We start from the raw sequence: 23,025 nt of genomic DNA, 5'->3' as shown, positions 1-23,025 counted from the left end.
CCGCATGGGCAGGGGTTCCGCTGCGAGGTGGCGGTTGGCCCGCGGAGAGGTTTCGAAAAACAGCTTTTCTCCATCATCGAGAGGCTGGCAGCTACTGCCGTATTGCTCGAAATCTGACCGGAGTGAATGGGGCAGAGGGTGGTGCAGCGAGCCCTGCTGCCTGCCCGGGTGATCGAGGCAGGGCAGACTGACGTCTTGCGCGGGATGACCTGGAGGTCAGCTTTGCGCGACAATAGCAGACTGCCTGTGGAGTCCACTATGTCTGAAGCCCCGATTCTCACTCATGACGACCTGCTCGATGCCAGTGGGCTGAACTGCCCCGAGCCGGTGATGATGCTGCACAACAAGGTGCGTGACCTTGCCCCTGGCGGATTGCTCAAGGTTATCGCCACCGATCCCTCGACCCGTCGCGATATCCCCAAGTTCTGCATGTTCCTCGGTCATGAGCTGCTCGAACAGGCCGAGGAGGCCGGCAGCTATTTCTATTGGATTCGCAAGAAGAGCAACTGATCCGCTGTCAGTGCGTGTGCAAGCGGATCTGCCGTTTTGCGCTGCTCGTCAGTCGGATTGACAGCATCAGCGCGGCGCAGGTCAGCCCGACCACAAGCCCCTGCCATAGACCGCTGGGGCCGCTGGCCGGGCCGAATAGATCGGTCAGTCCCAGCACATAGCCTACCGGCAGGCCGATACCCCAGTAGGCGAACAGCGTCAGTATCATGGTCGCGCGAGTGTCCTGATAGCCGCGCAGAGCGCCGGCGGCCGTCACCTGAACGGCGTCGGATAACTGAAATAGCGCCGAGTAGACGATCAGCATGGCAGCCACCGCGATCACTTCGGGATCCGGCGTATAGATGCTGGCAATAGGCTCGCGCAGTAACAGGATCAGACTGGCCGAGCAGCAGGCGTAGAGCAGTGCGGTTGCCATGCCGACGCCAGCAGCGAAGCGTGCCTCGCGGGGCTGGCTGCGGCCCAGGGCCTGGCCGACCCGTACTGTCACCGCCATGCCCAGGGAGTAGGGGATCATGAATACCAGTGAACTGAAGTTCAGGGCGATCTGGTGTCCGGCCACCACAGTGGCACCCAAACCGCCAATGAGCAGGGCAATCACGGCGAAAATGCTCGATTCGGCAAAAATCGATACGCCAATCGGCACGCCGATGCCCAGCAGGCTGCGGATTGTTGTCCATTCGGGCCAGTCGAAGCGCTCGAATAGCCGGCTCTGCTGGTAGCAGTCAGCCTTGTGTACCCAGAACAACATGCCCAGCAAGGTGCAGCTCATGACCAGGGCGGTGGCCCAGCCGCAGCCGACAGCGCCCAGTGGCGGAACGCCGAGCTTGCCGTAGATCAGTACGTAGTTGGCTGGAATGTTCAGCAACAGACCGAGGATGCCGAGCACCATGCTTGGTCGGGTACGGCCGAGGCCGTCGCTGAAGCAGCGCAGCACATGATAGAGCGCCACGGCGGGGAAGCCACAGGCTACTGGTCGCAGGTAACCCATGGCCGGGGTGATCAGGGCTTCGTCCACTTTCATCAGGCGCAGGATGAACTCCGCGTTCCACAGCAGTGCAGCCGCTGCGAGACCGACGAAAAGTGCCAGCCACAGCGCCTGGCGCACCAGCGGACCAATCTCGGCATGGCGCCCGGCACCGAAGCGCTGCGCTACTTTCGGTGTGGTCGCCAGCAGAACCCCGGTCATCAGCAGGAATACCGGCACCCAGATGGAGTTGCCCAGCGCCACTGCCGCCAGGTCGCGCGGGCTGACCCGGCCGGACATGACGGTATCGACGAAGCTGATGGAGGTGTAGGACAACTGGGCGATGATGATCGGGGTGGCCAGGGCGAGTAGTTCACGCAGCTCCCTGCGTACGCGTCCCGGGCAGGGTTCGGCGGACATGTCGGCTCTTCACTGAGGGGGGAGGTAAACGGCATAGTCTACGCCTTGACGCTTTGGTCAGGATAGCCTGCCCGGGGCGACGCAGGCATCTGAGCGGCATACAATGGCGCAATGAATGAGGAAAACCATAGTTATGCACATTGTTGCCGATGAGAACATCCCTCTGCTCGATGCCTTCTTTGCCGATTTCGGCAGTCTCCGGCTACTGCCCGGGCGTGCTATCAGTGCCGCCGATGTGCGCGATGCTGACTTGCTGCTGGTGCGCTCGGTAACGACGGTCGACCGATCCCTGCTGGCCGATAGCCAGGTGCGCTTCGTTGGCACCTGTACCATTGGCACCGATCATCTGGATCTTGCCTACCTGAATGAAGCCGGCGTTGCCTGGAGTAGTGCGCCCGGCTGCAATGCCCGTGGCGTGGTGGATTACGTTCTGAGCAGCGTGCTGACCTTGGCCGAGCGCGAGGGGGTGGATCCTGCTACGCGGGTTTATGGTGTGGTCGGCGCGGGGCAGGTGGGCGGTCGTCTGGTATCGCTGCTGCGCGGGCTCGGCTGGCAGGTGCTGGTCTGCGATCCACCACGGCAACTGACCGAAGGAGGGGAGTTTGTCGAACTGCAGCGCATTCTGGAGACATGCGACGTTATCAGCCTGCATACCCCGCTGGATGCCGGCACATGGCATTTGTTCGACGAATCGCGTCTGGACGCCCTGCGACCCGGTAGCTGGCTGATCAACGCCAGCCGCGGGGCGGTGGTGGATAACCGTGCTCTCAGGAGGCTACTGCCGCAGCGACCTGATCTGAAGGTGGTTCTGGATGTCTGGGAGGGTGAGCCACAGGTTGACGTAGAGCTGGCAGCGCTGTGCGAGCTGGCTACCCCGCATATCGCCGGTTATAGCTTGGACGGAAAATTGCGCGGCACGGCACAGATCTATCAGGCTTGCTGCAGGGCACTGGGACTGGCCGAGCAGGTGCGGTTGGACGATCTGCTGCCGCCTGCCTGGCTTGGGGCGCTGACGCTGGATGGTAGTGCGGATCCTGCCTGGGCACTGGCCATGCTGTGCCGGACAGTCTATGACCCCCGTCGTGACGATGCGGACTTTCGCCGCAGTCTGATCGGAGATGAGGCCGATCGTCGTGCCGGTTTCGACCGGTTGCGCAAGCACTATCCGGTACGTCGCGAGATCGACGGGCTGCAGGTGAGGATTGAAGGCGATTCGCCGCGTCTGGAGGCGCTGGTGAAGGCGCTGGGGGCAACGCTGCTGTAGAGTGCCTTCAGGGTGTGTAGGGCATGGCGCGTCATCAGCGTGGCTTATTGCTGACCAATTAAGTTGTGTGCAATTTAATTGCTGACTACCTTTTGCTCGACCTTGTTCATTCAGGAAGACCGTCATGCCCGATGCACTGTTCGATATTCCACTGGTCACCCTGCAGGGTGAGAAAAAGACCCTGGCAGACTTCGACGCCAAGGTGTTGCTGGTGGTCAATACCGCCAGCCAGTGTGGTTTCACCCCGCAGTATCGAGAGCTGGAGCAGATCTGGCAGCAGTATCGTGAGCAGGGCCTGGTAGTTCTGGGATTCCCCTGTAATCAGTTTGGCCGACAGGAGCCTGGTGACGAGGCGGCCATTTCGTCGTTCTGCGAATTGAACTATGGCGTTAGCTTTCCGTTGTTTCGCAAGGTAGAGGTCAACGGCAGTGGCGCCCACCCGTTGTTCGTTGAGCTCAAGCAGCGCGCTCCCGGGTTGCTGGGCAGCCAGCGCATCAAGTGGAACTTCACCAAGTTTTTGATCGGTCGCAAGGGGGCGGTTGTCCGACGTTTTGCGCCGACCATCCGGCCGCAGTCGCTGACAGGCGATATCGAGGCACTGCTGCGATGAGTCTTGCTGAGACGCCCCTTCTGCAGCTGGATCAGCAGCTTTGTTTCAAGCTCTATGCCGCTTCGCGTGGGGTGATCCGTACCTATCGGCCGATGCTTGAGGCGCTTGGGCTGACCTATCCGCAGTACCTGGTGATGCTGGTGCTGTGGGAATGGCAGCAAAAGCCGCCTGCGCAGCCGACCTTGAGGGCGCTGGGGCAGCGCCTGCAGCTGGATTCCGGTACCCTGACGCCGCTGCTCAAGCGTCTGCAACGCATGGGGCTGGTATGTCGGCGGCGTGCGACCGGCGACGAGCGCGAGGTGCATCTGAGGCTGAGCGAGGCTGGTGTCGCCCTGCGTGATTTGGCACTGCCGCTGAAGGCCCGGCAGCTGTGTCAGCTGTCTGAGGCTGAGCAGGAAGAGCTGGCGGTGTTGCGTGATCAACTGGATCGCTTGCTAAGCCGGCTCAGCGCATGATTTCGCCGGGTAGCCAGGTGTCGAGCATGACCACCAGATCCTCGCGGCGGAATGGCTTGGCCAGGTAGTCGTTCATGCCTGCACTGCGGCAGCGCTCTCGTTCATCGGAAAGTGCGTTGGCGGTCAGGGCGATGATGGGCAGGTCGGGCCAGCGACCACTCTGGCGGATGCGTCGGCTGGCTTCATAACCATCCATTACCGGCATGTTGCAATCCATCAGCACCAGGTCGATGTTCTCCTGCTCCAGCACCTCCATAGCCTCGCCGCCGTGTCCGGCGACCCGAACCTGGCAGCCCAATTTGCTCAGCATGGCGCGGGCCACCATCTGGTTGATCGGGTTGTCCTCTACCAGTAGTACGCGTGGTGTGCCGATCTGAGGTGCAAAGGCCTGGGGACTGTCCTGCGGCGCGGTGGCGTCGTAGTGCAGGATATGTCGCAGCATCCGGTACAGATCGGTACGGGCCAGCGGGCGGGCAATCTGCAGCAGCGGAGAGAGACGTTGGGCCTGATCCTGTGGCAGGAAGTTGCCGTAGGCAGTGACCAGCAGCACGATGCAGCTACATACCGGGCGGATGTCGTACAGGCATTCCGGACTGTCACTGATGATCAGATCGGTCTTGATGTTTTGCAGGTCGGTATTGCTTTCCAGACGACGGTAATCCAGCCCCCAGACAGGCAGCCACCGGCTGAGCATCTCATGCAGGCCGCTGCCGGCCGGAGTTAGTGCCACCACTCGGCCTTGTAGTTGGGGTAGGGCTGTGGCCTCAGCATAGGCAGGCAGGGGCAGCTCGGCGCGAAATTCGCTGCCGAAACCTTCCTCCGACTGCAGAGCGAGTGTGCCCTGCATGGCTTCGCAGAGCCAGCGTGTCAGAGCAAGGCCGAGGCCGGTTCCACCGTACTGGCGGGTGATGCCTGCACCAGCTTGGGTGAAGGGCTGGAAGATGCGTTTCTGCGCCTCTTTGGCGATGCCGATACCGGTATCGCGAACACACAGGCTGATGCCGGTGGTCGTGCGTGTCAGCAGCAGATCGACCCTGCCGAAGCGGGTGAACTTCAGCGCATTGGACAACAGGTTGCTGACAATCTGACGCACCCGGGTTGGGTCGCCGAGTACCTGGGCTGGCAGTTTCGGATCGATCAGGCAGGTCAACTCCACCGTGCTGGCAGCGTTCTGTGAGAGCAGACTGGCGGTTTCTTCAGCCAGCGTGCCCAGGTCGAAGGGAATCTGCTCCAGCTCCAGTTGGCCCGCTTCGAACTTGGACAGGTCGAGAATGTCGTTGAGCAGCTCCACCAGCACCTTGCCTGAATCGTGCGCTATGCCGAGCTGCTGTCTCTGCTCGCTGCTCAGTGGGCCGTCCAGCGCCAGGGCAAGCATGCCCAGCAGACCGTTGAGCGGGGTGCGGATTTCGTGGCTCATGTTGGCCAGGAATGCCGAGCGTGCTTGAGCCATGTCCAGAGCCGTGGTGCGGGCAATTTCCAGTTCCCTGTTGGATTGGCTGAGGCGGGCATTGGTAGCTTTGAGTTCGGCAGTGCGGGCTGAGACGATGTTCTCCAGTTCGCTCAGGTGCTGGGTCAGCCGATCCTCGGCGTTGCGTCGCTGGGCGATCTCTTGGGCGATGCTCGACAGTTGGAGGTTTGTCACTTTCACCAGGGTTCCGATTTCGTCGTGCTCATGGCCCTCGGGACAGGGAACCGGATGGTGCTGCGGGTCCTGCGCATTGCGCTGACTGAGGGCGCGGATGACGTCGGTCAGAGGCTTGGTCAGCATGAAGTAGAACAGTATCAGTAGAATCAGCGAGAGCAGCAGGCTGCGGGCGAAGCCGGTCAGCAGGGTCATTAGTGAGCGTTTGAGAAAGTGGCTGCCGAAAGCGTAGGTGTCGATTTCCAGGCGCAGTACGCCCACCACTTCATTGGGGGAGTAAGAAACGAAAAGCTGATCTTCGAAGGTGCGTTTGGCGCCGAACAGACTGTCACTCAATACTCGGTAGTGGCTTTCGCTGCGTGGCCGGCTGACGCTAGCCAGTACCATGCCGGTGTTGTCGGTTAGTACGGCATGGGTAACCGCTGTTGAGCGCAGCAGACCAAGCACCAGTTCCTGGGCCAGTTCCGCGTCGATGTTGTAGGCGATTCGGGCTGCGGGATTGTGGCTGATTTCCAGCAGTGCGCGAATCTCGCGGTTGATGGACGCATCTTCACTGGCATAATCGACCGCCACTTGGGTAAGGCTAAGCAGTGTGCCGAGGATAAACGCCACCAGAACGGTCAGGCTGGCCTGTTTGAACGACAGGCGATGGGTGAGCGAAATATCCATGAAGATGTGCGTCGTCTCTAATCCTTGGGCGCCTGCCAAGCATAGCCGAAGCAACCTTGTACAGGCAGAGTCTGCATGCGCGGCCCTGCACAACCGGAGTAGTGGAGCGTGGATTCCCGTTTACTGGATTTTCTTGCCCGTGCCGAACAGGTACTGGAACGTCTCGAACCCCTGTTGCCGGTCACGCGCCTGGCTATCGACTGGACTCATTGTGTGGCTGCGCGCTGGGTGCGTGATAGTCGCAGTGGTTATCTGCAGCCGCTGGAGATCAGTCTGGATCTGTCGCTGAGCGATTTGCTCGGAGTAGATGCCCAGCGCGAGCAACTGACGCGTAATACCCGCCAGTTTGTTACTGGCCTGCCGGCCAACCATGCTCTGCTGTGGGGGGCGAGGGGAACCGGAAAATCGTCGCTGGTGCGGGCGCTCTTGGCCGAGTTCGCCAGTGCCGGACTGCGCTTGATCGAGATCGAGCGGGATCATCTGGCGGATCTGCCCCGGGTGGTCGAGCTGCTTAATGGTCTGGAACAGCGCTTTGTGCTGTTTTGCGACGACCTTTCCTTCGAGGCTGGTGAGGGTGATTACCGTGTACTCAAGAGTGTGCTCGACGGCTCCCTGGAACAGGCACCGGAAAATGTGCTGCTCTACGCCACCTCTAACCGCCGCCACCTGGTGCCGGAGCGCCAGAGTGACAACGAAAACTGGCAGATGATCGACGGCGAGTTGCATCCGAATGAGGCTGTGGAGGACAAGATCGCACTTTCCGACCGCTTTGGCCTGTGGCTGTCGTTTTATCCGTTCAGTCAGGAACACTACCTGATCGTGGTACGCCACTGGATTGGCGTGCAGGCGCGTCAGGCCGGTCTCGACTGGGCATGGGACGAGCCGCTGGAGAAGGCCGCCATTCGCTGGGCACAGGGCCGCGGTAATCGTAACGGTCGCTGCGCCTATCAGTTTGCACGTCACTGGGTCGGTCTGAAGTTGCTGGAGCAGAAGCCATGATTGATCTTTCCCAGGCTGGTCGTGGTCTTGATGGCTACGCACTGCTCAGTGCGCAATTGCAGGCCCTGTTGGCTGGAGAACGCGACTTCATCTCTAACGCTGCGCAGTTTTCGGCCTTTATCTTCCATGAGCTGACGGATCTGAACTGGGCCGGTTTCTATTTTGCCCGGGGCGAGGAGCTGGTTCTCGGTCCGTTCCAGGGCAAGGTGGCCTGTGTGCGGATCCCCTTTGGACGAGGTGTCTGCGGTACGGCGGCAGCCAGTCGTCAAACCCAGCGGGTAGAAGATGTGCACGCCTTTGCCGGGCATATTGCCTGTGACAGCGCCTCGCGCAGTGAACTGGTGGTGCCGCTGATCCATGACGGACGCCTGATTGGCGTGCTGGATCTCGACAGTCCTATAGCGGCACGCTTTAGTGAGGCGGATCAAACTGGTATCGAAACTCTGGCGCAGATATTTCTGGCGGCCAGCGACTGCTGAGCCGCCGTTCTGCACATATTCTGCCTGTTTGGCATCAGCGGCTGATGCCGAGTTTCTCCAGCGTACGCAATTCCCGCGGCAGCAGTTGTTGTACTGAAGGTCGTGCCTTGATGCGTTGGTAGTGGGCGGCCAGAGCCGGCCAGCGGCTGGCATCCAGCTCTTCGCCGCCATGTTCCATGTTGATCAATTGGCAGGCCAGGGCCAGGTCGGCCATCGATAGTCGCTGCCCGAGGAAGTAGGGCGCATCACCCAGACGCTGCTCGAGATAGTCGAAGTGTTTGGGCAGCTTGTCTTGCAGGGTCTTTTGGATCTGTTGTTCGTCACTGGGTTGACCCGATGCCACATTCAGCACTCGGTTGCGGAATACGGTGAAGGTACAGAGCGGGGCCAGCTCATAGTCGGCGTATTTCTCCAGCCAGCGTACTTGGGCGCGTGGTTCGGCTGTTTCACCGTACAGTAATGGCTGATGTGGCTGGCGTTCGTCTAGGTACTGGCAGATAACGCTGGAGTCGGCCAATGTCAGATCGCCGTCGCGCAATGCCGGAATGCGGCCCAATGGGTTCAGTTCGTGGTACCAATCAGGCAGGTTGAACGGCATCACGACTTCCAGTGTGTAGTCCAGGCCTTTCTCGATCAGCGCAAGGCAGACCTTGCGGACAAAGGGTGAGAGAGGGGCACCGTAAACGGTCAGACTCATGGCGACTCCTGAGGGGCTTTCTTGAGAGCTACCTGCATTGCTGTTGCTGGGGGCTGGCAATGAAGGTTCCTTGTGTAGCACGTAACCTGAGGGCTGGCGTCTGGACGTCAGTCGTAGATGTTCTTTTTCTTCCAGTCTCCCTCGTCTTCCAGGCTCTTGAGCCCTTCGTTCAGCTCGCTGTTCTGCGTGGCCTGGCTGGTTTGGTTCAGCAGCATGGCCGAAGCCTTCTGCAGTTGCTGCTCGAAACGGCTGAGATGGGCCTGGTAGGGGGACTGGTCCGGTTGCTTGCGCAGGAACTGGATAGCTCTTTCAAAGGCCAGTCGGGCCTGGGCAGGCTGTTCCTGCTGAAGTGCCCGGCGGCCTAATGTGGAGAAAAGCTCGATATGTACCAGCACCGCCATATGGCGAATCTGCCGGGTCCAGAGCTTGGCCTCGTTAAGCGGTAGCAGGTCGTTCCTGCCTGCAGTGCTGATCAGCGTGTGCAGGCTTTCCAACAGAAAGCGTACCTCCTTGGCCTTGTTTTCATCGCCAATGGGGCTGGGCTGATTATTGACTACTATGGATTCGCCCTGGGCCACCAGGGCTTGCAGGGCCTGCACATCCTGACGCAGGGAATCGTTGTGCTTATCCAGTGTCAGCAGGCGTTCGGTCAGTTGCAGTTGCAGCCGACTCAGAAGCAACTTGAGTTTTGCTGTCATCAACTGACCGGGTAGACGTTCGGATATTTCCTGACTGCGACGGAGTCGATCCTGAAGGTCTGCGCGTTGGCGAGCTTTCTCCAGTTTGCTGCTTTCGATCGCCTGTTTGGCGTAGGCGAGCAGCATTAATAAGAAGATGCCTCCGGCGATAAGCGCGGTCATCACGACTGGGGACACTGCGGGAGCCTCTTGGAGATATTTTTCCGGAGTGTAGTGGCTTGCTGGCGAGCCTCCTAGTGTCTTCTCGTGATATGGCTTGAAGTCTTTGATTTTAAAAATTTTTTAGAGAGTAGTTGACGGCCGGTAAAAGCCTCCATAGAATGCGCGCCACTTCCAGCACAATGCTTGAAACAGAGTGCAGGAAGCCGGAAAGTTGCCTGATGTTCCGGGGTATGTCCCCTTCGTCTAGTGGCCTAGGACACCGCCCTTTCACGGCGGTAACAGGGGTTCGAGTCCCCTAGGGGACGCCACTTTCGGGTTTGATGCGGGAATAGCTCAGTTGGTAGAGCACGACCTTGCCAAGGTCGGGGTCGCGAGTTCGAGTCTCGTTTCCCGCTCCAGATTTGAGAAAAGCTGCTTGGGCAGCCTTTCAAAGAAGTTCCAAGGTCCCCTTCGTCTAGTGGCCTAGGACACCGCCCTTTCACGGCGGTAACAGGGGTTCGAGTCCCCTAGGGGACGCCATTTTAAATGCGGGAATAGCTCAGTTGGTAGAGCACGACCTTGCCAAGGTCGGGGTCGCGAGTTCGAGTCTCGTTTCCCGCTCCAAGCATGAATCTGCAAATTTCGCTCGAGATTTGCAGGTTGTTGAAGAAAAAGGGCCTTAAGGCCCTTTTTTCGTTTTTGCGCGTTCGCAAGGCTCCAGTCCGGGCTCTCCACCTGGCGGCACTTGGCACGTGTGTTAAACTCGCGTCAACTTCACTTGCGCCCGATCGTGGCGGAGCTTTCCGGATCTGACCGCCTGCTTGCCAGACAGAAGCAACATTAAGGAATGTCATGACCTTCAAGGCCCAGGACAGTCTCGCGGAACAAATCGCCCATTACCTGGCTGAGCGCATCATTCGTGGTGAGCTCAAGGAGGGCGAGCGCATTCAGGAACAGAAGGTCACCCAGGCACTCAATGTGAGCCGTGGTTCGGTGCGTGAGGCGCTGCTGATACTCGAGCGCCGCCATCTGATCGTAATTCAGCCGCGCCGCGGTGCTCATGTCAGCGAGCTGACCGCACACAAGGTGCAGAGCCTCTATGCATTGAGTGTCGAGCTGTACTGCATGCTGGCCCGGGCAGTGATCAATGGCTGGCAGGAGCAGGCTGATCTTGCACCGTTTCTCGAGCTGCGACAGCGTTTGAGCGAACATCGGCAGCGCGACGACATTGGTGCATTTGTCGACGGCTGTTTCGACGTTATGCGGGCGGCTTTTCCCTTTGCCGACAATCCTTATCTGCAGGAAACCCTGGAAAATCTGCAGCCGGCGATCTGCCGTACCTATTACCTGGCGTTGGAACAGCGCCGCAGCGAGATGGGGCAGTTCCTCAATACCTTCATCAGTCTGCTGCAGGCGATCATTGCCCGTGACTACACGGTTGCGCGGAGGGTGCTGAAAGCCTACGGCGAACGTAACTGCCAGTTGGTGCTGGCGACCTTGGCCCAACGTTAAACGCCGATGCGACTGAAGAGCATCAAGCTGGCCGGTTTCAAGTCTTTCGTTGACCCGACGACGGTAAGCTTTCCCAGCAATATGGCAGCAGTGGTCGGGCCCAACGGCTGCGGCAAGTCCAATATCATCGATGCGGTGCGCTGGGTGATGGGCGAGAGTTCGGCGAAGAACTTGCGCGGCGAGTCGATGACCGATGTCATCTTCAATGGATCCAACACCCGCAAGCCTGTGACCCAGGCCTCCATCGAGCTGATCTTCGATAACAGCGACAACCGCTTGGTGGGCGAATACGCCGCTTTTGCGGAGATCTCCATTCGCCGCAAGGTCACCCGCGACGGCCAGAACACCTATTACCTTAACGGTACCAAATGCCGGCGCCGCGATATCACGGACATCTTCCTCGGTACCGGCCTGGGCTCGCGTAGCTATTCGATCATCGAGCAGGGCATGATCAGCAAGCTGATCGAAGCCAAGCCCGAGGAGCTGCGCAGTTTTATCGAAGAGGCGGCTGGCATATCCAAGTACAAGGAACGCCGCCGTGAGACGGAAAATCGCATTCGCCGCACCCAGGAGAACCTGGCTCGCCTGACTGATCTGCGCGAGGAGCTGGAGCGTCAGCTCGAACGCCTGCATCGTCAGGCCCAGGCAGCGCAGAAATATCAGGAATACAAGGCCGAAGAGCGCCAGCTCAAGGCTCAGTTACTGGCCCTGCGCTGGCAGTCGCTGAACCAGCAGGTCGGTTGTCGCGAGCAGGTTATTGGCGATCAGGAGCTGGCTCTTGAGGCGCTGGTGGCCGAGCAGCGTAATGCCGATGCCAGTATCGAGCGGCTGCGCGATGGTCACCACGAGCTGAGTGAGCGTTTCAATCTGGTGCAGGGTCGCTTCTACTCGGTGGGTGGTGACATCGCCCGTGTCGAGCAGAGTATTCAGCATGGTCAGCAGCGCCTGCGTCAGTTGCAGGATGACCTGCGCGAGGCGGAAAAGGCGCGCCTGGAAACCGAATCTCACCTTGGCCATGACCGCACCCTGCTGGCGACTCTGGGCGAGGAGCTGGAAATGCTGCTGCCCGAGCAGGAACTGGCCGCCGCAGCCGCCGAGGAAGCAGCGGCCTCTCTGGAAGAGGCCGAAGAGGCCATGCATGGCTGGCAGGAGCAGTGGGATAGCTTCAGCCTGAGTAGTGCCGAGCCGCGCCGTCAGGCCGAGGTACAGCAGTCTCGCATTGCTCAACTGGAACAGAGTCTGGAGCGACTGTCCGGGCGCCAGCGTCGTCTTGCCGAGGAGCTGCAGCAGTTGGCTGCTGATCCAGAGGATGCCGCCATCCTTGAACTGGGTGAGCAGTTGGCCGAGGGACAGTTGCAACTGGAGGCTCTGCAGTTGGCCGAGGAGCGGCAGGCCGAGGGGCTGCTGCATTTGCGTGAACAGTTGCAGCAAGCGAGTCAGGCTCAGCAGCATGCCCAGGGCGAACTGCAACGGCTGAACGGTCGTCTGGCCTCACTGGAGGCGCTGCAGCAGGCTGCGCTGGATTCAGGGCCGGGCGCAGGCCAGTGGCTGCGTGAACAGGGATTGCAGCAATGTCCGCGGCTGGCCGAGAAGCTGCGGGTGGAGTCCGGCTGGGAGCTGGCGGTAGAAACCGTACTGGGGGGCGAACTGCAGGCGGTATTGCTGGACGACTTTACCGAGCTGGATTTCGCTGCTCTGGAACAGGGTGAGCTGCGTCTGCTCAGTCCAGGCACGAGCGGTATCCGCCATGCCGGCAGCCTGCTGGACAAGGTCGACTCGCCATACGACCTTTCTCCGTGGCTCGGCGCGGTGCGTCCGGTAGAAAGTCTGGAGCAGGCGCTGGCCGCCCGCTTGCAACTGACCGAGGGAGAAAGCCTGATCAGCCGCGACGGCTACTGGGTCGGCAGACACTTTTTGCGAGTGCGGCGAGGCACCGAAACGGACAGCAGCGTGCTGGCGCGTGCTCAGGAACTGGAACGCCTGCAGCTGGAACGTGAGGAACGCGAAGCGGCGCTGGCGCAGTTGGAGGAGCGTCTGCTGGTGCTGCGCGAACAACAACAGCGCCAGGAAACCCTGCGCGAGCAGCAGCGGCGTGAGGGGCAGGAGCTGGCAAGGCAACTGGCGGAGCTTCAGGCACGGTTGTCTGCCAGTCAGGCTCGGGCTGAGCAGCTGGGTCTGCGCCGTCGTCGGTTGCAGGAGGAACTGCAGGAGGCGGACGAGCTGCGTGAGGTCGAGCAGGAGCAACTTGGCGAGGCACGCTTGCAACTGCAGGAAGCGCTGGAGGTCATGGCTGAGGATACTCAGCAGCGTGAAAACCTGCTGGCCAGTCGTGACAGTCTGCGCGAGCAGCTCGATCGAGCACGTCAGGAGGCCCGTCAGCACAAGGATCGCGCCCATCAACTGGCGGTGCGGGCCGGTTCGCTCAAGGCCCAGCACGATTCCACCCGGCAGGCGCTGGAGCGTTTGCAACTGCAGGCCGAGCGCCTGCATGAGCGCCGCGAGCAGCTGTCTCTGAACCTGGAGGAGGGTGAGGCGCCACTGGAGGAGCTGCGCATCAGGCTCGAGGAGCTGCTTGAGCGGCGTATGGCGGTTGACGACGAGTTGCGTCAGGCGCGTCTGGCTCTGGAAGAGGCCGATCGCGAGCTGCGCGAGGCGGAAAAGCGCCGCAGTCAGGCCGAGCAGCAGGCCCAGCTGTTGCGCACGCAGTTGGAGCAGCAACGCCTGGACTGGCAGACGCTTAACGTGCGGCGCAAGGCATTGGCTGATCAACTGGCCGAGGACAACTACGACCTGCACGGAGTAATCGCCACGCTGCCGGCCGAAGCCAGCGAGAGTGCCTGGGAGGAGGAGCTGGAGCGCATGGCTGCGCGAATCGCCCGGCTTGGGCCGATTAACCTGGCGGCCATCGATGAGTACCAGCAGCAGTCCGAGCGCAAGCGCTATCTGGATGCGCAGGATGCCGATCTGGTCGAGGCGCTGGAAACCTTGGAAAACGTCATCCGCAAGATCGATCGGGAAACGCGCAATCGCTTCAAGGAAACTTTCGACCGGATCAATGCCGGACTGCAGGCGCTCTTTCCAAAAGTTTTCGGTGGTGGCAGTGCTTATTTGGAACTCACCGGCGAAGATCTACTCGATACCGGTGTGACCATCATGGCGCGTCCTCCGGGCAAGAAGAACAGCACCATCCATCTGCTCTCGGGCGGAGAGAAGGCGCTGACCGCTCTGGCACTGGTGTTTTCCATATTCCAGTTGAATCCTGCGCCGTTCTGCATGCTGGACGAAGTGGATGCGCCGCTGGACGATGCCAACGTGGGACGATACGCGAGACTGGTCAAGGAGATGTCGGCGAGCGTGCAGTTCATCTACATCACTCACAACAAGATCGCCATGGAAATGGCTGATCAACTGATGGGGGTCACCATGCATGAGCCGGGCTGCTCGCGACTGGTGGCGGTGGACGTGGAAGAGGCACTGGCAATGGTCGAGAGCTGAAGCGACTGCCGGTGTAAAGTTGCCTTTCGTCGTGCTAGTTTATTGCCAATTTTGTTACACGCGGAAAACTTCAGGCTAAACATGGGCTTGACGCCGCGTTTTATAGTTAAGTAGTGATCCGGTTGATTGGATCTTTTTTCACCAGAATTTTTCAAGGGTTAGGTATTTCATGGAATTCGGTCTGCGCGAGTGGCTGATCGTTATTGGCATCATCGTCATTGCTGGCATTCTCTTTGATGGCTGGCGTCGTATGCGTGGCGGCAAAGGAAAACTGAAGTTCAAGCTCGATCGTAGTTTTTCCAACCTGCCGGACGACGATAGCGATCCGGATCTGCTTAGTCCGCCGCGGGTGGTCAAGCGCGAACAGGAACCGAGCCTCGACGAGGATGACCTGCCTTCGATCAGTGCCCGCGAGCAGCCGCGTCGTGCACGCACCGAGCCGCAGCAGGGGGACCTGAACCTGGCCGTGGACGAACCGGTACCAACGCTACTTACCCCGGTCGATGACGAGGAACGGGAGTCCCGCAAGAGCTCCGCTTCGGCAGGCGAGCCAGCCGAGGTCGAGGAGGTTCTGGTGATCAACGTGGTGGCGCGTGACGAATCCGGCTTCAAGGGGCCGGCGTTACTGCAGAACATCCTGGAAAGTGGCCTGCGCTTCGGTGAGATGGATATTTTTCACCGTCACGAAAGCATGGCCGGCAATGGCGAAGTACTGTTCTCCATGGCCAACGCTCTCAAGCCAGGCACCTTTGATCTCGACGATATCGAAGGTTTCAGCACTCGCGCAGTCAGCTTCTTTCTCAGCCTGCCGGGCCCGCGCTACCCGAAGCAGGCCTTCGACGTAATGGTGGCCGCCGCGCGCAAGCTGGCCCATGAGCTGGGGGGCGAGCTGAAGGATGATCAGCGCAGCGTGATGACCGCGCAGACAATCGAGCATTACCGCCAGCGCATCGTGGAGTTCGAGCGCCGGCAACTGACCCAGAAACGCTGAATGCAGATGCAGTGCAAAAGAGCAGCTCAGGCTGCTCTTTTCGTTTGAGAGAGCGAATATGACCGACGCCGCCCAACGCATTTCCGAGTTGCGCAAAGAGCTGGACGCGCACAATTACCGTTACTACGTGCTGGACGAGCCGAGTATCCCCGATGCCGAATACGATCGACTGTTCCGTGAGTTGCAGGCACTGGAGGCCGAGCACCCGGAGCTGGTGACGGCGGATTCGCCGACCCAGCGTGTTGGTGGCGAAGCCTCAAGCGCCTTCGGAGAGGTACGGCACGAGGTGCCGATGCTCAGCCTGGGCAATGCTTTCGAGGAGGACGACCTGCGCGCCTTCGATCGCAATGTGCAGAACGGCCTTGGTGTGCAGGGCGGTGATCTGTTCGGTGGTGGCGCCGAGATCGAGTACAGCTGTGAACCCAAGCTCGACGGCTTGGCCGTCAGCCTGCGTTACGAGAACGGGCAACTGGTGCGTGGCGCCACACGTGGCGATGGCAGCACTGGCGAAGACATCACCGGCAACGTGCGCACCATCCGCAATGTGCCGCTCAAGTTGCAGGGGGAGGGCTGGCCGCAGGTGCTGGAAGTGCGTGGCGAAGTGTTCATGCCCAAGTCCGGCTTTGAGGAGCTCAACGCCCGTCAGAGCAAGATCGGCGGCAAGACTTTCGCCAATCCGCGCAACGCTGCTGCCGGCAGCCTGCGCCAGCTCGACCCGAAGATCACCGCCAGCCGTCCGCTGGAATTCTGCTGCTACGGCGTCGGTCAGGTCAGTGGCGAATTGCCGGGCACCCAGGTAACGATGCTCGAACAGCTCAAGACCTGGGGCATTCCCATCAGCCGTGAGCTGAAGCTGGCACGCGGTGTCGAGGAGTGCCTGACCTACTACCGTGATATCGGTGAGCGGCGCATGAGCCTGCCCTACGACATCGATGGTGTGGTGTTCAAGGTCAACAATATCGAAGATCAGCAGCAACTGGGCTTTCGTGCGCGTACGCCGCACTGGGCCATTGCGCACAAGTTTCCGGCGCAGGAGGAACTGACCGAACTGCTCGACGTGGAATTCCAGGTTGGCCGCACCGGGGCGGTGACGCCGGTGGCGCGGCTCAAGCCGGTACGGGTGGCCGGGGTGATGGTGGCCAATGCCACGCTGCACAACATGGACGAGGTGACGCGCCTGGGGCTGATGATCGGCGATACGGTGATCGTCCGCCGTGCCGGTGATGTGATCCCGCAGGTGATGGCAGTAGTGGCGGAGCGGCGCCCGGCCGATGCCCGGCCGGTGCATGCACCCGAGCGCTGCCCGGTATGCGGCTCGGCCGTGGAGCGTACGCAACTGATCAAGCGCAGCAAGGGCAAGGCGTCGGTCAGTGAGGGTTCAGTGTACCGATGCGTTGGTCGCCTGAGCTGCCAGGCGCAGCTCAAGCAGGCGATCATCCACTTCGTCTCGCGCCGCGCCATGGACATCGAGGGCCTAGGTGACAAGACCATTGAACAACTGGTGGACGAGAAGCTGATCGCCTCGCCGGCCGACCTGTACAAGCTGACCTTCGAGCAGATCATTGGCCTGGAAGGTTTTGCCGAGGTCTCCAGCAACAAGCTGCTGGCGGCGATTGAAGCCAGCAAGCGGCCGACTCTGGCGCGTTTCATCTATGCGCTTGGCATCCCCGACGTAGGTGAGGAAACCGCCAAGGTGCTGGCCCGTTCTCTGGGCGCCTTGAGGCATATTCAGCAGGCTTTGCCCGAGGTGCTCACCTACCTGCCGGATATCGGCCTGGAGGTGGCGCACGAGATCCACAGCTTCTTCGAGGATGCCCACAACCGACAGGTGATCGAGGCCCTGCTGGGCGAGTGTGGCCTTCAACTGCAGGAGGAGGTCGAGTTGAGCGCCGAGTTCAGTGCCGTTGCCACTCTTGGCGGTATGCTCGACAAGCTGAACATACCCACCATTGGCCCGGGGGCAGCGCAGAAGCTGGCCGAGCGCTTCGGTAATCTGGAAGGCGTGCTTGGCGGCGACTGGCTGGACATGCGTCAGGCCCTGCCGGAGCGCCAGGCCAAGGTCGTACGCGAGTTCTTTGACAGCCCCGAGAATGTCCAGCGCGCCCGCGCTATCGAACAGCAGTTGCGTGACTTCGGGATGCATTGGGAGAGTGAAAAGAAGGAGGTCGAGGGGCTGCCACTGGTCGGGCAGACCTGGGTACTGACTGGCACCCTGGAGCTGATGAGCCGCGATGTGGCCAAGGGCAAGCTGGAAAGCCTGGGGGCCAAGGTGGCCGGCTCGGTGTCGGGAAAGACCCATTGCGTAGTGGCCGGGCCGGGCGCTGGTTCCAAACTGACCAAGGCTGTGGAGCTGGGCGTTCGTGTGCTGGATGAGGCGCAGTTTCTCGAGCAGCTCAGGGCCTATGGCATTGAAACCTAAGAGCTACCAGCAAGGCGCTGGAGCTTCACCTACAGCATCTAGCGCCGGTCAGCGGCCTCGGGGCGCACCACCAGCCACAGGGCAGTGGCGATCAGCACGCTTCCGGGCAGGTAGTCCCAGCTCAGTGGCTCGTCCAGCAGCAGAGCGCCGCAGAACACGCCGAACAGCGGGATCAGAAAAGTCGTGGTACTGGCCCTGATCGCTCCGATGTCGGCGAGCAGACGGAAGTACAGCACATAGGCGAAGGCGGTGCAGAGCAGGCCGAGACCGGCCAGCGACAGCCAGACCCCTGTTCCGCCCCAGTCGGCGGGGGGGGCAGGCTAGGCTGGCGATGAACAGTGGCAGTAGGAACAGACTGGCGCCCAGCAGGCTGGCGAAGGCGGTCAGGCGGTTGTCCAGGCCGCCCTGCTGGCCGATCCAGCGGCGGGTGAGGAAACCGGCGAAACCGTAGCAGGTGGTTGCCACCAGGCCGCCAGCTGCGCCAAACAGCAGTGGTAGATCGAAGGCTACCGGCCCGGTGCGTGTCAGAGCCGCTATGCCGGACAGCCCGAGGGCAACTCCTAGCGCCTTGCCCGGAGTAATGCCTTCATGGAAGAACGTCGCCCCGATCAGCACGCCCATCAGCGGTGTGGTGGCATTGAAAATCGCCGAGTAGCCGGCCGGAAGAATCAGCGCGGCCAGGCAGTACATGGCCGAGGGCAGTCCGGCGTTGATCACGCCGAGCAGCATGCAGATGCGGAACTTGCCGCGGAACTCCCAGTCGCTGCGCAGCGCCAGCAGCACTGCCAGCAGGCTCAGGGCGCCGACACAGGTGCGGAAGAAGGCGGTGGGCATGCTGCCCAGCACTGGAGCGGCCACGCGCATGAAAAGGAAGCTGGCGCCCCAGATGGCGGCGAGCAGCAACAGGCGGAAAAGGTCGACGATACGCAAGGCGGGCTTTCCGGCAGGAGCGGGAGGCAGAGTCTTGCCGCTGGACAGGCTTCAGGCAATCCGCATCCGCCTTTCGGCCCTGGTTGCAGCTTTCCCTCGGCGCTGCCTGTGGCTAAGCTCGGAGCACCCATCCGACAGCGAGGCGTATCCATGGGGCAGCAATGGCCGGCCGGCGAGATCGCGCAGTTGATTCTCGAGGGCTTCGACAATTACCGCGAGCACTTCCGCCAGATCACCGACGGCGCGCAGGCGCGCTTCGAGCAGGCACAGTGGCAGGAGGCCCAGCAGGCATCGGCGGCACGCATCAGCCTGTATGAAGAGAAGGTTGCGGAAACCCGCGAGATGCTGCACCGGCGCATCGGTGAGCCGCTGTTGGAGGTGGGCCAGTGGCCGCTGGTGAAGAGCGCCTATATCGCGCTGATCGATCTACGCTTCGACGATGAACTGGCGGAAACCTGGTTCAACTCGATCTTCTGCAGCCTGTTCAGCCATGACCTGATCAGCGACGGCTGCATGTTTATCCACACCACCCGGCCGTCGCTGCGTGGGCATCCGGCCAGCGCGCAGATCCGCAGCTATCGGCCGGATGGTGACCTGGCCGGTGCCCTGCTGGCGATCTTCGAGGACTACCGCTTCGGCGTGCCCTATGCGGATCTGCCGGGTGACGTGCAGCGGCTGGAGGCCCGGCTGCGGCAGAACCTGCCGGATTGGGTGTGCAAGGATCCGGAACTGTGCATCGAGCTGTTCTCCTCGGTGCTCTACCGCAACAAGGGAGCCTACCTGATCGGCCGCCTGTACACCCGGGACGAACAGTGGCCGCTGGCGATACCACTGCTGCATCTGGAGGGCCGTGGCATCCAGGCCGATACGCTGATCACCGACGAGGCGGAGGTGTCGATCATCTTCTCCTTTACCCGTAGCTATTTCATGGTGGACGTGGCCATCCCGGCTGAGTTTGTCGGTTTTCTTAAACGCATCCTGCCGGGTAAGCACATTGCCGAGCTGTACACCTCGATCGGCTTCTACAAGCACGGCAAGAGTGAGTTCTACCGGGCACTGATCGGCCACCTGGCCAGCACCGATGACCGTTTCATCATGGCGCCGGGAGTGCGCGGTATGGTGATGAGCGTGTTCACGCTGCCGGGTTTCAACACGGTGTTCAAGGTGATCAAGGACCGCTTCGCTCATGCCAAGACGGTGGATCGCAATACCGTGATCGAGAAATACCGTCTGGTGAAGCGTGTCGACCGGGTTGGTCGTATGGCCGACACCCAGGAATTCTCCGACTTTCGCTTTCCCAAGGCCAAGTTCGCCCCCGACTGCCTGGCTGAGCTGCTAGAGGTAGCGCCGTCCACTGTAGTGGTGGAGGGCGACACGGTGCTGGTACGCCACTGCTGGACCGAGCGGCGCATGACGCCTCTGAACCTGTACCTGGAAAATGCCAGCGAGACGCAGGTGCGTGAGGCGCTGGAAGACTACGGGCTGGCGATCAAGCAATTGGCAGCGGCCAATATTTTCCCGGGTGATATGCTGCTGAAAAACTTCGGCGTTACCCGTCACGGTCGTGTGGTGTTCTATGACTATGACGAGATCTGCTTTCTCACCGAGGTGAACTTCCGCCGCATCCCGCCGCCGCGCTTTCCCGAAGACGAGATGAGCTCCGAACCCTGGTACTTGGTGGGACCGATGGACGTATTTCCGGAGGAGTTCCCCCCCTTTCTGTTTGCCGACATCGGTCAACGCCGGCTGTTTGGTCAGTTACATGGTGAGTTGTACGACGCCGACTACTGGAAGGGGCTGCAGGAGGCGATCCGTGCGGGTAAGGTGATCGATGTATTTCCCTATCGACGCAAAAGTTGCGCGGCGTGACAGTTGAAATTCGTGCCGGCCAGCCTAATCTCATGGATAGGGCCAGCGATGCTGGCATTCCAACTACCTGGCAGGAGGCCCTTGTCATGCTCGTCAAGCTGCAAGAACAACTGAAAGTTCTGCTTCAGACCCTCGGGCTGAGTGCCGTGCAGCCTCAGCTCATACGCATCAGTCAGACCGAGCAGGCGCGGCTGAGGCGCGAGTCGAACCGGCGCCTCTGAAGCTCGGGAGGCCGTCGCCGGGGCGAACAGGGCGCTGCACCAGTAGTTGGTAGTGACGAATCTGCTGCGCTCAGCGGCCTTATCCCATCCACTCTACAGCGCCATCCGGGCGTGCAGCATCATGTGCCCTCCAATGATCAGAAGCGGTGTTCTATTCGGGCCGAAATTCTGCGCTCTAATACGAAAAGTGCCTATGCCACATTGAGGTTTCGCTAGAAACGGACTCGGAAAGATAGACCAGCTCCCCGATTTCAGTACCCCGCTGAACTTAGTAGAGTCCGTTTTTTCTCTGACCCTCGCCTGACGATTTTTCGTACAGCCCAAGGCCTTACTACTAAAGGCCTAATTGAAATGGCTGGTGCGAACGGTTGGATGTGCTATCACCTTATTTGAAAAACCGTGAAAAGCCCGAACCCGGGCAAGGATGCCCCCGATGCGTCTGAACACGCCGCTCACTCAGTGTGAGCGTACCTTTCCTGCTGGTGAGCGTCTGATCTCCACTACCGGTCTCGATAGCCGAATCACCTACTGCAACGACGCTTTTGTCGAAATCAGTGGCTTTAGTCGGAACGAGTTGATTGGTCAGCCCCACAACATCGTACGCCACCCGGACATGCCGCCGGTGGTGTTTCGGCACATGTGGGAAACCATCAAACAAGGCAAGCCCTGGATGGGGATCATCAAAAACCGGGCAAAAAATGGCGATTTCTACTGGGTTAATGCCTATGTCACCCCCATCTACGAACACGGTCGAGTAGCGGGTTACGAATCAGTGCGTTCGCTGCCTAGCGAGGCCCAGAAACGCCGTGCTGAAGCCCTGTATGCACGATTGCGCGCCGGAAGGCCGGCGCAGTCGTGGCTACTGCGAGGTTGTTACGAACTTGGCCAGCGCTGGCCGATGCTTCTGACCGGGCTGCTGATTTTGCTGATGCTGGGAATTTTTGAGGGTGGCTGGCAACTGGCGGGGACTGTTGCAGCGCTGGCTGGCTACGGGGTTTACGATACCTTGCGCTCGCGCCGGCTTATCCGCGGGATCCTTTTGGCACATCCCAAACTCTTCACCAGTGAGCTGGTAGCGCTGACCTACAGTGACAAGAAGGGCGCCGAGGCCCAGTTGGAAATGGCCATGATCAGTGAGGAAGCGCGCCTGCAGACGGTGCTTACGCGTCTGGCCGATGCCGGAGAGAATGTCCGGCGCTATGCCGCGCAATCTGCCGACCTCTCCCATTCCGGAGCGGAACTGCTCAATCAGCAGCGAGCTGAAACAGATCAGTCGGCAACGGCCGTTCAGCATATGGCCGAAACGCTGCGGCAGACGGCCACTCATGTCCGGGATAGCTCTAATGCTGCCGATGAGGCGGATCGTCTGGCTCGTGAGGGGCGTGACCGGGCGCTTGGCAGCCTTGATGCGATGCAGCAGCTGGCTCAGGCAGTGGCCGATATCGGCCTGGCGATCCATGAACTTGCCGGCTCTATCCGAACCATCGGTAGTGTGGCCGACGTGATCACCTCGATCGCCGAGCAAACCAACCTGCTGGCGCTTAATGCGGCCATCGAGGCCGCGCGTGCTGGCGAGCAGGGGCGAGGGTTCGCCGTGGTGGCTGACGAGGTGCGTTCGCTGGCCTTGCGTACCCGGCAGTCTACCGAGCGGATACATCAGATCATCGCCGAACTGCAGGTGGGCGCCGAGCGAGCTGTGACTACAGCAGGTCGCGGCGAGGAAATTTCCCGCAGCAGCATGCGCAGCGTGGAGTCGGTGTGTGAAGCTCTACAGGGTATCAGTGCTGCGGTCGCCCGAATCTCCAGCATGAGCCGGCAGATGGCTGTGGCGGCTGAGCAGCAGAGCCAGGCGACTGAGGACTTTGGCCAGCAGGTCGCCCGCATTGTTGATTTTTCCGAACGCAGTGCCAGTCAGGCGCAGCAGGGGGCCTCAGTCAGTCGTGAGATGGAGCAGATGGCCGAGTACCTGCAGGATCTGGTTGAGCGCTTTAGTCGCTGATCGCTTCCCAGGCTGCTGTTGCATCGCACCGCCCAGCTTTG

At 60.7% G+C, this 23,025-nt stretch carries 16 protein-coding genes, 4 tRNA genes and 3 pseudogenes; 18 read left to right on the top strand and 5 right to left on the bottom strand.

The genetic code is table 11. The features are described from left to right. The first annotated feature begins 258 nt into the window (after positions 1 to 258). Positions 259 to 510 carry a sulfurtransferase TusA gene (gene tusA, locus NCCP436_RS07410; protein WP_220803347.1) on the top strand — a complete coding sequence of 84 codons (252 nt, stop codon included), beginning with the start codon at positions 259 to 261 and terminating at the stop codon, positions 508 to 510. A 7-nt stretch (positions 511 to 517) separates the two neighbouring features. Here tusA and NCCP436_RS07405 read toward each other — a convergent pair whose 3' ends face one another. After that, a complete protein-coding gene (locus NCCP436_RS07405; RefSeq protein WP_220803346.1) occupies positions 518 to 1,894 on the bottom strand; it encodes an MATE family efflux transporter in 1,377 nt (458 codons plus the stop codon). Positions 1,895 to 2,027: 133 nt separating this feature from the next. On the opposite strand from NCCP436_RS07405, the gene pdxB reads away from it, so the two are divergent. The 3 genes from pdxB (at position 2,028) to NCCP436_RS07390 (ending at position 4,223) form a co-directional block, all read left to right on the top strand. After that, entirely contained in the window at positions 2,028 to 3,158 is a 1,131-nt protein-coding gene (pdxB, locus tag NCCP436_RS07400; RefSeq protein WP_220803345.1) for a 4-phosphoerythronate dehydrogenase PdxB, read from the top strand. A 124-nt stretch (positions 3,159 to 3,282) separates the two neighbouring features. After that, on the top strand, positions 3,283 to 3,768 hold the full coding sequence (locus NCCP436_RS07395) for a glutathione peroxidase (protein ID WP_220803344.1): 486 nt from the start codon (positions 3,283 to 3,285) through the stop codon (positions 3,766 to 3,768). Next, positions 3,765 to 4,223, top strand: a complete 459-nt coding sequence (locus NCCP436_RS07390; protein WP_220803343.1) for a MarR family winged helix-turn-helix transcriptional regulator — start codon at positions 3,765 to 3,767, stop codon at positions 4,221 to 4,223. Before NCCP436_RS07395 ends, NCCP436_RS07390 begins: the two co-directional genes overlap by 4 nt. On the opposite strand, the gene NCCP436_RS07385 is transcribed toward NCCP436_RS07390, so the two are convergent. Beyond that, positions 4,213 to 6,534 carry a response regulator gene (locus NCCP436_RS07385; RefSeq protein ID WP_220803342.1) on the bottom strand — a complete coding sequence of 774 codons (2,322 nt, stop codon included), beginning with the start codon at positions 6,532 to 6,534 and terminating at the stop codon, positions 4,213 to 4,215. The two genes, NCCP436_RS07390 and NCCP436_RS07385, sit on opposite strands and share 11 nt — an antisense overlap. Before the next feature lie 108 nt (positions 6,535 to 6,642). Between NCCP436_RS07385 and NCCP436_RS07380 the strand changes: the two genes are divergently transcribed. Both NCCP436_RS07380 and NCCP436_RS07375 read left to right on the top strand, forming a co-directional pair. After that, positions 6,643 to 7,533: an ATP-binding protein gene (locus NCCP436_RS07380; RefSeq protein WP_220803341.1), complete on the top strand. Its 891-nt coding sequence runs from the start codon at positions 6,643 to 6,645 to the stop codon at positions 7,531 to 7,533. Continuing rightward, positions 7,530 to 8,012, top strand: a complete 483-nt coding sequence (locus NCCP436_RS07375; RefSeq protein WP_220803340.1) for a GAF domain-containing protein — start codon at positions 7,530 to 7,532, stop codon at positions 8,010 to 8,012. The genes NCCP436_RS07380 and NCCP436_RS07375 overlap by 4 nt, the downstream gene beginning before the upstream one ends. A gap of 34 nt (positions 8,013 to 8,046) precedes the next feature. Here the strand turns inward: NCCP436_RS07375 and NCCP436_RS07370 are convergent, their stop codons facing one another. Both NCCP436_RS07370 and NCCP436_RS07365 read right to left on the bottom strand, forming a co-directional pair. Beyond that, entirely contained in the window at positions 8,047 to 8,709 is a 663-nt protein-coding gene (locus tag NCCP436_RS07370) for a glutathione S-transferase family protein (protein ID WP_220803339.1), read from the bottom strand. 107 nt (positions 8,710 to 8,816) lie between these two features. Continuing rightward, positions 8,817 to 9,584 carry a hypothetical protein gene (locus NCCP436_RS07365; RefSeq protein ID WP_259651465.1) on the bottom strand — a complete coding sequence of 256 codons (768 nt, stop codon included), beginning with the start codon at positions 9,582 to 9,584 and terminating at the stop codon, positions 8,817 to 8,819. 217 nt (positions 9,585 to 9,801) lie between these two features. Between NCCP436_RS07365 and NCCP436_RS07360 the strand changes: the two genes are divergently transcribed. From NCCP436_RS07360 to ligA, 8 genes are all read left to right on the top strand, one after another. Then, positions 9,802 to 9,877, top strand: a tRNA-Glu gene (locus NCCP436_RS07360). A 14-nt stretch (positions 9,878 to 9,891) separates the two neighbouring features. After that, a tRNA-Gly gene (locus NCCP436_RS07355) sits at positions 9,892 to 9,967 on the top strand. Between the two features lie 45 nt (positions 9,968 to 10,012). Further along, positions 10,013 to 10,088: transfer RNA gene (locus tag NCCP436_RS07350), tRNA-Glu, on the top strand. Between the two features lie 8 nt (positions 10,089 to 10,096). Then, a tRNA-Gly gene (locus NCCP436_RS07345) sits at positions 10,097 to 10,172 on the top strand. A gap of 228 nt (positions 10,173 to 10,400) precedes the next feature. After that, positions 10,401 to 11,060: a GntR family transcriptional regulator gene (locus NCCP436_RS07340; protein WP_220803338.1), complete on the top strand. Its 660-nt coding sequence runs from the start codon at positions 10,401 to 10,403 to the stop codon at positions 11,058 to 11,060. Between the two features lie 6 nt (positions 11,061 to 11,066). Beyond that, positions 11,067 to 14,555: a chromosome segregation protein SMC gene (gene smc, locus NCCP436_RS07335; RefSeq protein ID WP_220803337.1), complete on the top strand. Its 3,489-nt coding sequence runs from the start codon at positions 11,067 to 11,069 to the stop codon at positions 14,553 to 14,555. 169 nt (positions 14,556 to 14,724) lie between these two features. Continuing rightward, a complete protein-coding gene (gene zipA, locus NCCP436_RS07330) occupies positions 14,725 to 15,546 on the top strand; it encodes a cell division protein ZipA (protein WP_220803336.1) in 822 nt (273 codons plus the stop codon). 58 nt (positions 15,547 to 15,604) lie between these two features. Beyond that, positions 15,605 to 17,965: an NAD-dependent DNA ligase LigA gene (gene ligA / locus NCCP436_RS07325; RefSeq protein WP_220803335.1), complete on the top strand. Its 2,361-nt coding sequence runs from the start codon at positions 15,605 to 15,607 to the stop codon at positions 17,963 to 17,965. Between the two features lie 38 nt (positions 17,966 to 18,003). Here the strand turns inward: ligA and NCCP436_RS07320 are convergent. After that, a pseudogene (locus NCCP436_RS07320) lies at positions 18,004 to 18,895 on the bottom strand (DMT family transporter). Between the two features lie 150 nt (positions 18,896 to 19,045). On the opposite strand from NCCP436_RS07320, the gene aceK reads away from it, so the two are divergent. From aceK to NCCP436_RS17815, 4 genes and pseudogenes are all read left to right on the top strand, one after another. Continuing rightward, entirely contained in the window at positions 19,046 to 20,764 is a 1,719-nt protein-coding gene (aceK, locus tag NCCP436_RS07315; protein WP_220803334.1) for a bifunctional isocitrate dehydrogenase kinase/phosphatase, read from the top strand. A gap of 86 nt (positions 20,765 to 20,850) precedes the next feature. After that, complete coding sequence (locus NCCP436_RS17625) at positions 20,851 to 20,985, top strand: hypothetical protein (RefSeq protein WP_259651464.1); 135 nt, start codon at positions 20,851 to 20,853, stop codon at positions 20,983 to 20,985. A gap of 424 nt (positions 20,986 to 21,409) precedes the next feature. Continuing rightward, positions 21,410 to 21,700, top strand: a pseudogene (locus NCCP436_RS17820) (PAS domain-containing protein); the annotation flags it as partial. A gap of 294 nt (positions 21,701 to 21,994) precedes the next feature. Then, a pseudogene (locus NCCP436_RS17815) lies at positions 21,995 to 22,984 on the top strand (methyl-accepting chemotaxis protein); the annotation flags it as partial. Positions 22,985 to 23,025 lie beyond the last annotated feature (41 nt).

It is taken from the genome of Pseudomonas sp. NCCP-436, from assembly GCF_019656335.1.
GTDB lineage: Bacteria > Pseudomonadota > Gammaproteobacteria > Pseudomonadales > Pseudomonadaceae > Aquipseudomonas.
This window is presented reverse-complemented; position numbering and strand designations above follow the sequence as displayed.